The following is a 14,727-nucleotide window of genomic DNA, read 5'->3' as shown; positions in this document are numbered from 1 at the left end:
GTAGAGACAAAGAAGGAGCAAAAAATACCAACCAAGTCAGTTTGCACTCATAAGGCCGATGGAGCGATAGAAGTAGCGAAATACATTGTCGGTGAGATTAAGAGAAACGTAAAATCCTTGGTTGCTCAAAAAATTCGTTATCATAATACTGGAGAGATAGGAGCAGAATTACAAAGAGAGTTTGATAAAATCAATCAATCTGTCAATAAAATCACCCAACAACATGGAGGAGGTGCAATTCGCTATCCCGTCAATAGTCGCAGAGGTGGCACTGCTGTGTCATTATGGACGGAAATGGTTGACACTAACAAACCTTGGGATCATAAGTGGCAACTCGTACAGGATGATAGGTTTAACAAAAATAGCAAAATTACTGTACATAGACCAACTCAAAAAGGTACACCCTCTGAAAGTCATTACCATAAATATAAGAATTACGATTATTTCTATGATGTATGGTCAAATATTCACTATGGCTATGTTGGGCTTAGTGTTGGGTTTTCCGAGCAGGCCTTACTGTCAGGATCTTGGGTGCAACAAGTTGGGAGTGATATTATATCTGCATTCAAAGAAAGAAGATTGCCAAGAGCAGATACCTTAGATGACAATACTGCAATGAAAATTGGCTTTGAGCTTTATAAAAAACGTGGTAAATTTGCTGACAAATTAACCCCTGAAGACATGTTGTATATTTTAGACAACACACCACAAAACCAACTACCAAACTCAAAACAAATCCATTGGTGCAACAATCCAAGCAATCCAAATAGGATTAAAAAATGAAAAAATTAAATTTAGTAAAATTAATAAAGAAATATAAAAAAACTTCTTTTTTTATATTTTTAATATTTTTATTTTCAATATACAATGAGTTTTCTTTATTTTATTATGATACAACTTTCAAGATATATAATAAAAGCAATCATCTAATTAAATATACAAAAGCAGAGATTCCTAATGTTATAGACCCTATGTTTAGTGACGAAGAATTATCAACCTTGAAATCTTACTATGATTTAACAAAACAGAAATCAATAACACTAGTATCTAATAGCAAATATTGGAGAAAAGAAAAAAGACGTTTGACTCTTAATTTCTACACTACGGATTTCATAGAGATGAATCACGCTAGCTTTATAGATGAACCCACATACCCCAACCAAAAACCTTCTTGCTCTTTTAAAATAGAAGTTTATCCTGATAAAACTGTGGTAACACCAACCTATAAGCGGTTTTGTAAAAAGCCGATGTATAACTATGAGAATTTTAATCCTTACAATCCAAAACACCAATCACAATCTTATTAACCCCATAACAGTCTGTTAGGCATTGTATATAACACACCACAAAACCAACTACCAAACTCAAAACAAATCCATTGGTGCAACAATCCAAGCAATCCAAATAGGATTAAAAAATGAAAAAATTAAATTTAGTAAAATTAATAAAGAAATATAAAAAAACTTCTTTTTTTATTTTTTGCATCATAACAATGTATTTATACGTACAATTATCTATATTTTTTTACGATACAGTATTTGAAACACACAATAAAACAGGCAAACAAATTTCTTTCTCAAATTTTCAATACAAACATAAAAATGAAGATAGTTTTGATTTTGAAGATAAGGATGAGTATAAAAGTTTTAAATATTATTATGACATAAAAATGAATGGAAAATCAAAATCTTTCTTAAATCCAAAGTATCACCATGAACAAAATCAGGTTTACGTTTCTATTGAAACAAGATATGGCGGAAAAGATTTAACTAACAATAATATTTATGAACGTTTTCATGTAAATTTTTCTACAAAACCAATAGAAAATCATCAAAAACCCTCCTGCTCTTTTAAAATAGAAGTTTATCCTGATAAAACTGTGGTAACACCAACCTATAAGCGGTTTTGCAAAAAGCCGATGTATAACTATGAGAATTTTAATCTTTATGATATTTAGGTGTGATATTTAGTATAATAGACCTCTTGCGAAATTACGATTTTATTGAGCTTGTCAAAATTCTAAATCCAATAAATCAAGGTTTGCAAGCCAAAATTTTTGAATTTCGCAAGAACTCTAATACAAAACAGTCATAGCTCATATAGACAAACTGAGCAACTCTGTAATAACCATCTTCAATCAAAATTCACTCCCCTATATTTCTTAAGTCTCAAAGAACAAAAAAGCCCAAACCTTTCGATTTGGACTTTTTAAAATTTGGAGCGGGAAACGAGATTCGAACTCGCGACCCCAACCTTGGCAAGGTTGTGCTCTACCAACTGAGCTATTCCCGCGTGTCAGCGTTTGCTGTATGGGTGCGTATTATATAGGATTTTTGGCAGACGTCAAGCACTTTTTTTAAAAATTTTTAAAAAAATTCAAAAAATTTTAGCCGTTATAAATTTTTAAAAACAAATCAACGACTTAGCACATCCAAAGTCACGCCCCACGACAGAAAGTTATCAATCTCATCGACAAGCCCCGTGAATAGCTTCTCTTTTTGCATGTCCAGCACCCAGTGTGTCGGACTGTGCAGGGTGAATTTGATGTCGGATTTTTGGATGTCGGTGCGAGTGTGGTTAATCGCCACCGCCAAACGCAGTAGCAGTGCCAGCTTGGTCATTCTGTCGGTGCTGATACTCATCAACGCCTTATGGTCGTTTGCGGTGATTTTTCGGCGATGGTAACGCACCATGCCTGCCAGTCTGGTCTGCTCCATCTGCGAAAAGCCTGCTATCTCGCCAAACTCCAAGATATACGCACTGTGGCGATGATAACTACTATGCCCGATACTCATGCCAACCTCATGAAGCAGTGCCGAGCGTCTGAGCAGGTCATGGTCGTTTTGGTTTAACCCCAGTGGCTCTTGGGCGACATCAAAAAGCAGACGGGCGGTCTTGGCGACCCGTTTGGCTTGTTTTTTGTCCACATTAAACTTATCAATGAGCTTCATCACCCCACCATCACGGGCGTCATTACTGTCAAAACGTGAGAGCATGTCATACATAACCCCTTCCCGAAGAGCCCCATCAGAGTAGCTCATCGCCTTGACCCCAAAGGCTTCCATCACTGCCAGAAGTATCGCCACACCAGCAGGGAAAATCGCCTTACGGTGAGCCTTAACCCCTTGTAAATCAATATGCTCAATATGCCGAGCATCCATCAAATGCTGTTTTAGAGCCAATACCGCCCCTTTGGTAATCAGCCCATGCTTGATAAGCCCAAGCCCCGTCAACGCCCCCAGCACCGCCTTAATCGTCCCTGATGAGCCAATCACTCGCTCAAAGCCCATTTTCTGATAACGCTTGATGTGCTGAGCCATCTCTTTTTTGGCAGAACGCATGGCATACCCAAAGGCTTCGTCATTTATCACGCCATCTTTAAAAAACTTCTGCGTAAAACTCACCGCCCCCATCTGTGCCGACTCAGTCAGGAGCGACTGCCCACCCTGTCCGATGATAAGCTCAGTTGAACCACCGCCGATGTCAATGACAAACCGAAGCTCATCACTGGGGTTTGTGTTCGCCACGCCCAGATAGATAAGGCGAGCTTCTTCACGCCCTGAGATGACTTCAATCGGGCAAGGCAAAATCTGATTTGCCTTGGCAATAAACTCATCGCTGTTGGTCGCCTGTCTTAGGGTATTGGTCGCAACCACACGCAAACGCTCGCCTGCCACGTTATCTAAGCGACCCACAAAGCGAGACAAGCAGGCCAGCCCACGCTCTTGGGCGTCGGCACTTAGATGACCTTGCTCATCTAGCCCTGCCCCCAGTTGGACTTTTTCGGACATGGATGCAATTTTTTTTAGCTCGCCATCTTTGACATAGGCGATTGCCATGTGAAAGCTGTTTGACCCCAAATCAATGGCACATAAGAGTTCATCATCGATGATACTTGACATAACTGTCCTTTGGCTGTGTGACTAAGTGGATAAAAAGTGATAACATTGTCAGATTGATTTTAAAAGGTTTAGAAGGATTTTAAAATTTGGTGTTATCAATATCTGCACGCCCATATTTAATATGTTTTTAACATATTTTTAAAAAACCCTAAATCATGGTCACGCCCAATTTTAAAATCATCAAACCAACCGCTCTTTGGGAAATAGGATTTTAAAGGTAGAGCCTTGACCCAGCACCGAATCAATATGCAAGCTCGCCCCATGTTTGTGCAGAACATGCTTGACAATGGCAAGCCCAAGCCCCGTCCCACCCGTGGCACGAGAACGCCCACTATCCACCCGATAAAACCGCTCGGTCAGGCGTGCCAAATGCGTCTCTTCAATGCCAATGCCATTATCGGCAATACTCAGCAGTCCGCCATCTGATGTCTCTTCCCATAAAATGCTAATCTCGCCCTGCCTGCCTGTCTCGGTGCTGTCTGTGGGCGTGTATTTCATGGCGTTGATGACAAGATTTAAAATGGCACTGTATAAATATTTCTCAATGCCTAACACATGACGTTCGGTGTCTAGGTGTATGTCTAGCAAATGCCCGAACTCTTTGTTGGTCGCACGGGCATCATCAAAGACCTGCATGAGCAGTCGAGGCATGTCCACCGCCACTTGTTGCTCGCTGTCGTCATGTTCTAGTCGTGACAACATGAGCAGGTCATTGACTAAGTTATTCATCCGCCGTGCTTGCTCACTCATCAAGGCAAAACCCCGTTGCCATTTGGGTTCTAGGCTTGGGGCGTTTGAGAATGTCTCAATATAGCCCATCAGCACCGTCAAAGGCGTTCGCATTTCGTGCGACACGTTGCCCACGAAGTCGGTTCGCATTTGTTCTAGATGATGAATGTAGGTGTGATTGGCGACGGTCAAAAGCACGTGGTTGTGGGCGTTATTAATCCTTGCGAGCGTGACCTTATAAATTTCGCCACGGTAAATCTGCCCAAAAAACTCAAAGGCTTGTTTGGCGGATTTGGCGGTAGGCTCGGCAGGTTTGGCGATATTGGTCAGTTTGACAGATTGATAAATGGCGTGAAAAATATCAGGGAATTTTTCCAAAAATTCATGATTTAAAATCAGCGATGACACCTTAGCACCGATGATGGGCTTATCCACATAAGCGGTCAAGATAAACAGTGCCGATGAGTTATGCCACACTATCTGTTCATGCTCGTCTAATATCATCAGCATGTCATCGGACGATTCTAATATCTGATAAAAATCATCGGATAAATCAGGGGCTGTACCCAACTTTATATTGACAGCCTTTGCATTGACAGCCGATGACTGACCGACAACATCTGCCGTCGCGTCTGTCTTATCAAGCCCTTTATCGTCCAACATGAAACTTGCCTTGCTTTTGTTATATCATTTTGAATTTTCAAATATTTTTATTAATCATTGATTAGAAAACCGATAACCCGTCCCACGCACTGTCTGAATCAGCCCATCCACGCCATGCGGGGCAAGCACCCTACGCAAACGGCGGATATGCACGTCAATGGTACGCTCATCAATGTACACATTACCGCCCCACACATGGTCTAATATCTGACTGCGACTGTACACTCGCTCAGGATGGGTCATGAAAAATTTTAACAGCTTATACTCAGTGCTACTGACCGCCACAGGCGACTCAGCGACCGAGACACGCTGACTTTTGTCATCAAGGCACAGCTCGCCCACGCTTAGCACTTTATCGGTTGGCATACTACGGCGTAACACCGCCTTGACACGGCTAACCAGCTCTTTGGTGCTAAATGGCTTGGTCATGTAATCATCCGCCCCAGCGTCTAGCCCCAGTACTTTGTTGTCTTCTTCGCCTTTGGCGGTCAGCATGATGATGGGAATGTCATCGGTACTGCTGTCTTTTTTGAGCAAGCGACAAAAATCTACCCCCGATGTGCCTTGGGGCAACATCCAATCCAATATCATCAAATCAGGGCGAGCGTCCACAATCTGACGATGAGCCGTCTTGACATCATACGCCGACACCGTCTCAAAATCCGCCATCTGTAACGTCGTGGCAATCAGTTCGTTAATGGCAGGTTCGTCTTCAACGATTAAAATGGTAGGCATGGGTTATCCTTAATTTACACAACAGCCCATACAGGGCATTGCCAAAAAATAACAATACTATAACAATAACACAAAACATCACAAAAGTGGGTAACTATTTGCAACCACCCTACTCCCCCACAACATCACGCACCACGCTCATCTCACTATGGCGAATGTCCGTACCGCTACTGGTATAGATGACAAGCTCCGCCACGTTACGGGCATGGTCGCCCACCCGCTCCAACGCTCGCAATACCCACAGCGTGTGCATAATCTCGGACGACTTTATCTCATCTTTGTCCTGCAACCCTGCCAAAAGCTCGCCATACTCGCTATCGACCAGCTCATCCATCTGCATGACATCAAAAGCAAAACGGCTATCGTGATTATTAAAGGCCTCCAAAGCATCCAGCGTCATCATACGCACATTGTCGGCAAGGGTGTGGACATTGGCATGAATGGGCGTGTCATATAGGGCAATGCGAGCGATTTTTACCGCTTCATCGCCAATCCGTTCAAGGTCAATCACCGCCTTACTCATGCTCATGATATACCGCAAATCCACCGCCGTGGGCTGACGCATGGCAACAAGTTTTACCACTTTGTCATCAAGCTGTCTTTCATGGTCATTGATTGTCTTGTCCGACTCAATGACCGCCCGTGCCAGCTCCTTGTCGCCATCGGATAGAGCTTTAATGGCTTTACCGACATTACTGATTGCCAAATTGCCCATCGTTAGGAGCAATTCTTTGGCAACGGTTAATTCGTGGTCGTAGGATTTTGAAGTGTGTTTTTCCATTATTTTTTCCAAATTTTAATTAAAAAATTATCGGCATTGTTAATTATATTTTTTAAAAAAATCATTTAAAAAAATCATTTTTTAAAGTTAAATTTTTATAATCAACATTTAAATAAAAACAAATCAACCATACCGCCCTGTAATATAATCTTCGGTCGCTTTTTGTTTGGGATTGGTAAATATCTCTTTGGTCTCGCCCATTTCAATCATATCGCCCAAATACATATAAACGGTATAATCAGAACACCGTGCCGCTTGTTGCATATTGTGCGTAACAATGGCAATGGTATAATCTTCTTTTAAATCATCAATCAAATCTTCAATCGCCCCTGTGCTAATCGGGTCAAGGGCAGACGTTGGCTCATCAAGTAGCAAAACTTCGGGACGGGTTGCCACGGCACGGGCGATACATAGGCGTTGCTGTTGCCCGCCTGATAAGGACAGCCCTGACGCTTTTAGCTTATCCTTGACTTCATTCCATAGGGCAGACTTTTTTAATGCCCACTCCACCCTGTCGTCCATCTCGGATTTTGAGAGTTTTTCATACAGTTTTACCCCAAAGGCGACATTGTCATAAATGGACATCGGAAATGGCGTGGGCTTTTGGAACACCATACCCACTCTAGCACGGAGTAAGTTCACGTCCACCGATTTATCCAAAATATTCTCGCCATCTAGGATAATCTGCCCGTCCGCTCTCATGCCTTGATACAAATCATACATTCTATTAAACGTGCGAAGCAAGGTGGATTTGCCACAGCCTGAAGGTCCGATAAAGGCGGTTACTTTTTTGTCGGCAATGTCTAAATTGATGCCTTTTAGGGCTTTAAAATCGCCATAATAAAAGTCCAATTCACGCACCGACATTTTTGGCACGATGGCTTTATCGGTTTGGCGGGTGTGGTTATCCATAATGGGGGCGTTTAGGGTCATAAAATTTGCCTGATGATTGGTAAATGAAGTATGGGTTTGGGTGGGTTTTTCTAATAACGCTGACATGGGATTTTTCCTAATGGGTAATTAAAAAAATTTTAAAAACAACCTAACATTTGCTATATTTCACAAGGGAAAATTATATTTTCCCTTATTTATTTAATGACAAAATACATTTAATTTTGCAATGCCTATTTAATCGCTTATTTATATTCCTTGCCGCCAATAAATCTTGCCAAGACATTTAATGATAAGACAGCAAGGGTAATCAAGAGTGCCGCCGACCACGCCAATTTATTCCAAGTAATATCAGGATTCATAGAAAATTGATAAATCGTATTTGGCAAATTGGCAATCGTCTGACTCATGTCCATGCTAAAATACAAGTTATTCAAAGCGGTAAATAAGAGCGGAGCGGTCTCGCCTGTGATGCGAGCAAAGGCAAGCAGTACGCCTGTAATCACGCCTGCTTTGGCGGATTTTAGGGTAACGTGTCCAACGAGCTTATATTTGGGCGTGCCTAGGGCGTAGGCGGATTCTCGTAGGGCATTTGGCACAAGGGCGAGCATATTCTCGGTGGTACGCACGACCACAGGAATGACGATCAGAGCCAAAGCGGTCGCCCCTGCCCAGCCCGAAAAACCCCGACCGCCCGACACCATCAGAGCATAGACAAACAGACCGATGACGATACTTGGAGCAGACAGCAAAATATCATTTAAAAAACGGGTAACACCGCCAAGCGTCCGCCCAAATTTGCCATCATTATCGGCAAACTCCGCCAAATAAATCCCTGCCATGAGTCCCACAGGCGTGCCGATAAACAGCCCCGAAAAGGCAAGCATTGCCGATCCAACAATGGCGTTTTTGAGACCGCCCACGGTGGCAGGGGGCGGGGTGTTGGCGGTAAAAATGGGCAATTCCATAAAGCCTGTCGCCCCACGAGAAAACAGCGTAATCAAAATCCAAACAAGCCAAAACAGCCCAAACACCATCGCTGACATGGTAAAGCCGATGCCAAGGGCGTTTTTGAATTTGCGTTTTTGGTACAACGTGCCATTCATCCGCTCATGGAATTTGGGCGTTGGGGCAGTTGGCTTTTTGTGCGTGAGTGTGGTCATGATAACCTTCTTTTAACCTTTGGGGTTGGTGGTGTATACTTGTTTAACTTCAAAATATACCACCGCAGAGGCTGGCTCTGCACGCCCAACCATATTAGTCTTAGCGATGGGCGTGTGCAACACACCCCTACAACTTTATTTAAAATACATTTATTTAAAATTAAAAACTTACCTTTAATCTTATCACCTTATTTCCCTGCCTTTTTATCAATTTTCATCAGCATAATTTTGGAAATTGACAAGACAATAAAGGTGATGACAAATAAGATTAAGCCTAAATGCAGTAGCGATGATAAATGAAGTTCGCTGGACGCTTCGGCAAATTCATTGGCAAGGGCGGACGTGATGGACACCCCCGATGCGAACATACTGGGCGTGATGTTAAAGGTGTTACCGATAAGAAACGTTACCGCCATGGTCTCGCCCAAAGCACGCCCCAGTCCCAAAATCACACCGCCAACCACGCCTGCTTTGGTGTAAGGTAGGACGATTTTGGTCATGACTTCCCACGTGGTCGCCCCCACGCCATAGGCGGATTCTTTTAGTAGGTCAGGCACAACAGCGAACACATCTCGCATGGTGGCAGCGATAAAGGGAATAATCATGATGGCGAGGACAAGGCTTGCGGTAAACAGCCCAATGCCCATGGGAGCCCCATTAAACAGCGTGCCGACCACAGGCAATCCGCCCAAATGCTCAATGAGCCACGGCTGAACCTTATCGCCAAACCACGGAGCAAACACAAACAAACCCCACATTCCATAGATGATAGACGGCACGCCTGCCAACAGCTCGATGGCGATGCCTAGGGGCTTTTTGAGCATTTTTGGACACAGTTCGGTCAAAAACACCGCAATGCCAAAACTCACTGGCACGGCAATCAAAATGGCGATAAATGACGTAACAAGCGTGCCATAAATCGGAGCCAACGCCCCATACTCGCCCGACACAGGATTCCATTCGCTACTGGTATAAAAGCCCAAGCCAAAGGCTTGCATACTCGGAATCGCTCCAATGACCAAAGATGCCAAAATCCCACCCAATGACAACAGCACAAGCAGGGCAAAAAATTTGGTGGCAAGCACAAAGATGGCGTCTAGCTTTTTTTGTTTGTTTAATTGCTCTTTTAGGCTGTCGGCACGGGCAGTGTGTGTTGTCATGATTGACCTTTTTGATTTTTAAATTAAAATTTATTTAAATGGTAATGCAAAATACACCCAAGAAACTTTAAAATTACTATGTGTGGACGTAGGGGCGTGGTAAATATCAAGTTGGTTGGGTGTAACTTGTTTTTAATCATTTAAAACATTATGAGTTCCAAATTATTTTAAATTGCGATTTATATATTTTTAATTAACCCAATTTAATTTGGCATAAGGGCGAGAATATCCGCCCTTATTTTTTATCCACATTATTTATTAAACAACGGCTGACCGTCCACCCCTTTCACGTCCGCCCAGCTTGCCTTAAACAGACCAACTGCCGTGTCACTAAATGGCACATAATCCAAGGCTTTGGCGGAGTCATCGCCATTGGCATACGCCCAATTAAAGAATTCAAGCACGCCTTTGACTTGTTCGGAGTTTTGGGGATTTTTGTGGACGATGATAAAGGTCGCCGCCGCAATCGGCCATGCCCCTGCCGTGTCCGAATTGGTCAGCACTTTGTTAAAGCCTGCTTCTGCCGACCAGTCAATGTCCCCTGCCGCCGCAAAGCTGTCTGCCGATGGCTGGACAAATTCGCCTTGGGCGTTTTTTAGGGAGACGTGAGCCATGTTGTTTTGTTTGGCAAAGGCGTATTCCACGTAGCCGATAGAGTTTTTGACACGCCCCACATAGCTTGCCACACCGTCATTGCCCTTACCTCCCATGCCTGTGGCAGACGTTGGCCATTTGACCGCTTTGTCCACGCCAACTGCACTTGCCCAGTCGGGCGATACTTTGGTGAGATAGTCGGTGAAGTTGAAGGTTGTGCCTGAGCCGTCCGAGCGGAACACGGTGGTGATGTTGGCATCAGGCAAGGTTACGCCTTCGTTTAGGGCGGTGATGGCAGGGTCGTTCCATTTGGTGATTTTGCCCAGATAAATCTTGGCAAGCGTGTCGCCATCTAGCTTTAATTGCCCTGCACTCACGCCATCGACATTGATGACAGGCACGACACCGCCAATCACGGTGGGGAACTGGATAAGCCCATCAGCGTTTAGCTCGTCCACAGTAAGCGGTGCGTCAGACGCCCCAAAGTCCACGGTTTTTTCTTTGATTTGCTTGATACCGCCTGATGAGCCGATGGATTGGTAATTGACTTGTCCGCCTGTGGCAGAATTAAAATCAGCCGACCACTTGGCATAGATGGGCTGTGGGAACGATGCCCCTGCCCCTGTGATTTTTAGCTCGGCAAATTCGCCTGTGCTTGGGGCGGTGGCGGTGGTAGCGGGGACAGTTTCGGCAGGTTTGCCATCGGCACCGATGGGCGTGCCTTCGGCAGGGGTATTTTGATTGCACCCTGTTAGGGCAAATACGCCTGCCACGCTTAGAACAAGCAGTTTGTGAGTAAAAGATAATTGAACTGACATACAAACTCCGATGTAATGGGAAAATTGGTGCGACTGCTTGCCGATGGCAATTTACAATCGCTGTGCGTATTTTGCCGTGTTTGTATGACAGCTTAGTGAATGTTTGATGACAGCTTAGTGAATGTTTGATGACAGTTTGATGACAGGGGTAAAATAGGTGTGAGTATGGGATGGGTAAAGTTGGCAATTTAATAGTTTGGTAATTTAAAAAAGAATAAACTTCCCGCAAAACTAGTTTTCCGTTCACCCTGAGCTATGCCTGCGGGTCGGAAAACCGTTATGGTTCGACAGGCTTACCACGAACGGTTTTCTTTAATCTGGGGTTTTGCAGGAAGTCTAATAAACCACCAAATGAGCGAGCCATATTTTTCCAAAATACCACTGCCATATGCTATAATAGTCCCTTTATCCCCCATTTGGCAAACCCTTGGAGAAAACCATGACCGTTGCTACTTTTAATCCCAAAACCGACACCAAACCCCACGCCCCCACGCTATCGCAGTTGGATTTGTCTCACTTAGAACAACTACCCAAAGACCCAACCGCCCCCAAAAAAGTCTTTATCGCCACCCAAGGCTGTCAGATGAACGAATACGACAGTCAAAAAATGGGCGATGTGTTAGGCGACAGTCATGGCATGATAGTTACCGATGACATCAATGAAGCTGATGTGCTGATTATGAATACCTGCTCTATCCGTGAAAAAGCCCAAGAAAAGGTATTCTCCGAGCTGGGTCGTTGGCGTAAACTCAAAGATAAAAATCCCCATTTGATCATCGGCGTGGGGGGCTGTGTGGCGTCCCAAGAAGGCGATAATATCCAAAAACGTGCCCCCTATGTGGACATGGTTTTTGGCCCCCAGACCTTGCACCGCCTGCCCCAGATGTATGATGAGCTGACCGCCAAGACCGCTCGTGCCAAAGCGTTGAACGTGGAGCATACCAACACCGGCAAAAACGGCAAAACTCGCATTGGCGTGGTTGATGTGTCTTTTCCTAGCATTGAGAAATTTGACTTTTTGCCCGAGCCAAAGGTCGAAGGCTATAAGGCATTCGTCTCTATCATGGAAGGTTGTTCAAAATACTGCTCGTTTTGTGTCGTGCCTTATACTCGTGGCGAAGAGCTGTCTCGTCCGCTTGATGACGTGCTTGCCGAGATTGATAGCCTAGCCGAACAAGGCGTGCGTGAGATTAACCTTTTGGGGCAAAACGTCAATGGTTATCGGGGCGAGAAAGATGACGGCACGATTTGCCGATTTAGCGAGCTGTTGCACTATGTCGCCCACATTGACGGCATTGAACGCATTCGCTACACCACAAGCCACCCCTTAGAGTTCACCGATGACATCATTGACGCTTATCGGCATATCCCCAAACTCGTCTCGCATTTACACTTGCCTGTCCAATCTGGCTCCAACGCCATTTTGCAAGCGATGAAACGCAATCACACCATTGACATTTATATCAATCAAATCAACAAACTAAAAGCCATTCGACCTGATTTGCATTTATCCAGCGACTTTATCATCGGCTTTCCTAATGAGACCGATGAAGACTTTGCCGACACGCTAAATCTCGCCAAAGAGCTAGATTTTGACCATTCATACAGCTTTATCTACTCAAAACGCCCCGGTACGCCTGCCTCTGATTTGCCTGACAATGTCAGCTTTGAGACCAAAAAAGAGCGATTGGCGACTTTTCAGGAAGTCATCAAGGATTCCACCTTTGCCAAGACCCGAGCGATGGTCGGACAGACCGTGCGAGTGCTGGTCGAAGAACGTGCCAACCGCAAAGATGGCTATTTGCACGGCACAGCCGACAACACCCGTTCGGTGATTTTTCGTGGCGGTGATGAGCTACTGGGTAAATTTGTCAATGTCCGCATTGATAAGGCGATTAGTATGCATTTGGTAGAAGGTGAAGTGGTTAAAGTGCTAGGCTAGTCCACATCATCAATTACGCCCAACAAAAAAAACCCAAAGCCATGCTTTGGGTTTTGACTGAAAATACGATATCAATATTCAATAATCACTTTCATCGCCTTAGTCTCACTGGCGTGTTTGAACACATCGTAGGCTTTTTCGATGTCGCTAAACTTAAAGTGGTGCGTAGCAAGTTTTTCCATTGGCAATTTACTGCACTCGCACGCTTTTAACAGCATGCCTGTGGTGTTGGCATTGACAAGCCCTGTGGTGATTTTTAGGTTTTTAATCCACAGTTTGTTCAGCTCAAAGCTGACAGGCTGACCGTGTACGCCCACATTGGCAATATTACCGCCTTCTTTGACGATTTTTTGGCAAATGTCCCAAGTGGCAGGATAACCAACGGCTTCCATCGCACCCATTTCTTTTGCCATTGCAAGACGGTTTTCGTCCATGTCAATGACGATGATGGTAGATGGCGAGTACAGCTGACCTGTCAAAAGACAGCCCATGCCCACAGGACCTGCACCAACGATGGCAACGGTATCGCCAGGTTTGACATCGCCGTATTGTACGCCGATTTCGTGACCTGTTGGCAGTGCGTCAGACAGGAAAACCGCCACATCGGTGTTTAGGTTGTCAGGCAAAATGTATAGCGAGTTGTCAGCAAATGGCGTACGCACATATTCTGCTTGCGTGCCGTCAATCATATAACCCATGATCCAACCGCCATTTTGTTGGCAATGAGAGTACAGTTGTTTTTGGCAGTTTTCGCACGAACCACAACGGCTCACACAAGAGACGATAACTTTGTCGCCTTTTTTGAAGTTTTTAACAGCAGAGCCAACTTCTTCAACGATACCAATGCCTTCGTGTCCTAGGATACGACCGTTCCACTCGCCTGTTTTTTCACGCGCGGTGGCTTCAATTTCTGGGTTTTTACCTTTCCAAATGCCAAGGTCAGTACCACAAATGGTGGTTTTGGTCATTTTGATGATGGCATCGGTTGGGATCAATGATGGTAGGCTTTGGACGGTCTTCAAAACGAATGTCGTTTTCGCCATAGTAGGTCATTGCTTTCATGGTGGTCATGATATACTCCTGATGAACAAATGAATGGGATTTTATTTAATATAACAGAAAATAATGCCCATTGCTAATAAAATTTTAATGACAAATTTCCAAATTAATCCCAATAAAAAATGATTGGCATTGATTGGCGAATTAATTGATATGTTATAATATTTTATTTTAAAAGTAGAATTAAATTTTTATAAATAAGTAATTGATTTTTAATAAAAATTTTTTATTTAAATTTTTATTTTTGTAATGGGATATTTTTTATGATGAATTATACCAACCGAACCCAA

14 protein-coding genes and 1 tRNA gene are annotated in these 14,727 nt (G+C 43.9%); 4 read left to right on the top strand and 11 right to left on the bottom strand.

Going from position 1 to position 14,727, the window contains the following annotated elements:
• The 3 genes from B5J93_RS02360 to B5J93_RS02350 form a co-directional block, all read left to right on the top strand.
• A partial coding sequence (locus B5J93_RS02360) for a polymorphic toxin type 44 domain-containing protein (protein ID WP_228144841.1) occupies positions 1-783 on the top strand: 783 nt, incomplete at its 5' end.
• Positions 780-1,307: a hypothetical protein gene (locus tag B5J93_RS02355; RefSeq protein ID WP_079324266.1), complete on the top strand. Its 528-nt coding sequence runs from the start codon at positions 780-782 to the stop codon at positions 1,305-1,307. The genes B5J93_RS02360 and B5J93_RS02355, both read left to right, overlap by 4 nt.
• Before the next feature lie 110 nt (positions 1,308-1,417).
• On the top strand, positions 1,418-1,957 hold the full coding sequence (locus B5J93_RS02350) for a hypothetical protein (protein ID WP_079324264.1): 540 nt from the start codon (positions 1,418-1,420) through the stop codon (positions 1,955-1,957).
• Between the two features lie 259 nt (positions 1,958-2,216).
• On the opposite strand, the gene B5J93_RS02345 is transcribed toward B5J93_RS02350, so the two are convergent.
• The 9 genes from B5J93_RS02345 to pstS form a co-directional block, all read right to left on the bottom strand.
• A tRNA-Gly gene (locus B5J93_RS02345) sits at positions 2,217-2,292 on the bottom strand.
• Positions 2,293-2,414: 122 nt separating this feature from the next.
• Positions 2,415-3,902: a Ppx/GppA phosphatase family protein gene (locus B5J93_RS02340; protein ID WP_079324262.1), complete on the bottom strand. Its 1,488-nt coding sequence runs from the start codon at positions 3,900-3,902 to the stop codon at positions 2,415-2,417.
• A gap of 180 nt (positions 3,903-4,082) precedes the next feature.
• On the bottom strand, positions 4,083-5,294 hold the full coding sequence (locus B5J93_RS02335) for an ATP-binding protein (RefSeq protein ID WP_228144840.1): 1,212 nt from the start codon (positions 5,292-5,294) through the stop codon (positions 4,083-4,085).
• Positions 5,295-5,348: 54 nt separating this feature from the next.
• Positions 5,349-6,029: a phosphate regulon transcriptional regulator PhoB gene (gene phoB, locus B5J93_RS02330; RefSeq protein WP_079324260.1), complete on the bottom strand. Its 681-nt coding sequence runs from the start codon at positions 6,027-6,029 to the stop codon at positions 5,349-5,351.
• Between the two features lie 109 nt (positions 6,030-6,138).
• Positions 6,139-6,810: a phosphate signaling complex protein PhoU gene (gene phoU, locus B5J93_RS02325; RefSeq protein WP_079324258.1), complete on the bottom strand. Its 672-nt coding sequence runs from the start codon at positions 6,808-6,810 to the stop codon at positions 6,139-6,141.
• Positions 6,811-6,933: 123 nt separating this feature from the next.
• Positions 6,934-7,809 carry a phosphate ABC transporter ATP-binding protein PstB gene (pstB, locus tag B5J93_RS02320; RefSeq protein ID WP_420811392.1) on the bottom strand — a complete coding sequence of 292 codons (876 nt, stop codon included), beginning with the start codon at positions 7,807-7,809 and terminating at the stop codon, positions 6,934-6,936.
• Between the two features lie 137 nt (positions 7,810-7,946).
• Positions 7,947-8,864, bottom strand: coding sequence for a phosphate ABC transporter permease PstA (pstA, locus tag B5J93_RS02315; protein ID WP_420811391.1), 918 nt, complete (start codon positions 8,862-8,864; stop codon positions 7,947-7,949).
• A gap of 188 nt (positions 8,865-9,052) precedes the next feature.
• A complete protein-coding gene (gene pstC / locus B5J93_RS02310; RefSeq protein ID WP_079324256.1) occupies positions 9,053-10,024 on the bottom strand; it encodes a phosphate ABC transporter permease subunit PstC in 972 nt (323 codons plus the stop codon).
• A gap of 251 nt (positions 10,025-10,275) precedes the next feature.
• On the bottom strand, positions 10,276-11,436 hold the full coding sequence (gene pstS / locus B5J93_RS02305) for a phosphate ABC transporter substrate-binding protein PstS (RefSeq protein WP_079324254.1): 1,161 nt from the start codon (positions 11,434-11,436) through the stop codon (positions 10,276-10,278).
• 439 nt (positions 11,437-11,875) lie between these two features.
• Between pstS and miaB the strand changes: the two genes are divergently transcribed.
• Positions 11,876-13,378, top strand: a complete 1,503-nt coding sequence (miaB, locus tag B5J93_RS02300; RefSeq protein WP_079324252.1) for a tRNA (N6-isopentenyl adenosine(37)-C2)-methylthiotransferase MiaB — start codon at positions 11,876-11,878, stop codon at positions 13,376-13,378.
• 71 nt (positions 13,379-13,449) lie between these two features.
• On the opposite strand, the gene B5J93_RS02295 is transcribed toward miaB, so the two are convergent.
• Positions 13,450-14,346: an alcohol dehydrogenase catalytic domain-containing protein gene (locus B5J93_RS02295; protein ID WP_338065634.1), complete on the bottom strand. Its 897-nt coding sequence runs from the start codon at positions 14,344-14,346 to the stop codon at positions 13,450-13,452.
• Positions 14,318-14,449, bottom strand: a complete 132-nt coding sequence (locus B5J93_RS14300; protein WP_338065633.1) for a hypothetical protein — start codon at positions 14,447-14,449, stop codon at positions 14,318-14,320. Before B5J93_RS14300 ends, B5J93_RS02295 begins: the two co-directional genes overlap by 29 nt.
• Between the last annotated feature and the right edge of the window lie 278 nt (positions 14,450-14,727).

Source organism: Moraxella equi (genome assembly GCF_002027555.1).
Classification (GTDB): domain Bacteria; phylum Pseudomonadota; class Gammaproteobacteria; order Pseudomonadales; family Moraxellaceae; genus Moraxella; species Moraxella equi.
This window is presented reverse-complemented; position numbering and strand designations above follow the sequence as displayed.

Bases quoted from the DNA above. Each gene is read 5' to 3' on its own strand.
- B5J93_RS02355 (WP_079324266.1), top strand. From the start codon at position 780: ATGAAAAAATTAAATTTAGTAAAATTAATAAAGAAATATAAAAAAACT.
- B5J93_RS02350 (WP_079324264.1), top strand. From the start codon at position 1,418: ATGAAAAAATTAAATTTAGTAAAATTAATAAAGAAATATAAAAAAACT.
- B5J93_RS02340 (WP_079324262.1), bottom strand. From the start codon at position 3,902: ATGTCAAGTATCATCGATGATGAACTCTTATGTGCCATTGATTTGGGG.
- B5J93_RS02335 (WP_228144840.1), bottom strand. From the start codon at position 5,294: ATGTTGGACGATAAAGGGCTTGATAAGACAGACGCGACGGCAGATGTT.
- phoB (WP_079324260.1), bottom strand. From the start codon at position 6,029: ATGCCTACCATTTTAATCGTTGAAGACGAACCTGCCATTAACGAACTG.
- phoU (WP_079324258.1), bottom strand. From the start codon at position 6,810: ATGGAAAAACACACTTCAAAATCCTACGACCACGAATTAACCGTTGCC.
- pstB (WP_420811392.1), bottom strand. From the start codon at position 7,809: ATGTCAGCGTTATTAGAAAAACCCACCCAAACCCATACTTCATTTACC.
- pstA (WP_420811391.1), bottom strand. From the start codon at position 8,864: ATGACCACACTCACGCACAAAAAGCCAACTGCCCCAACGCCCAAATTC.
- pstC (WP_079324256.1), bottom strand. From the start codon at position 10,024: ATGACAACACACACTGCCCGTGCCGACAGCCTAAAAGAGCAATTAAAC.
- pstS (WP_079324254.1), bottom strand. From the start codon at position 11,436: ATGTCAGTTCAATTATCTTTTACTCACAAACTGCTTGTTCTAAGCGTG.
- miaB (WP_079324252.1), top strand. From the start codon at position 11,876: ATGACCGTTGCTACTTTTAATCCCAAAACCGACACCAAACCCCACGCC.
- B5J93_RS02295 (WP_338065634.1), bottom strand. From the start codon at position 14,346: ATGACCAAAACCACCATTTGTGGTACTGACCTTGGCATTTGGAAAGGT.
- B5J93_RS14300 (WP_338065633.1), bottom strand. From the start codon at position 14,449: ATGACCACCATGAAAGCAATGACCTACTATGGCGAAAACGACATTCGT.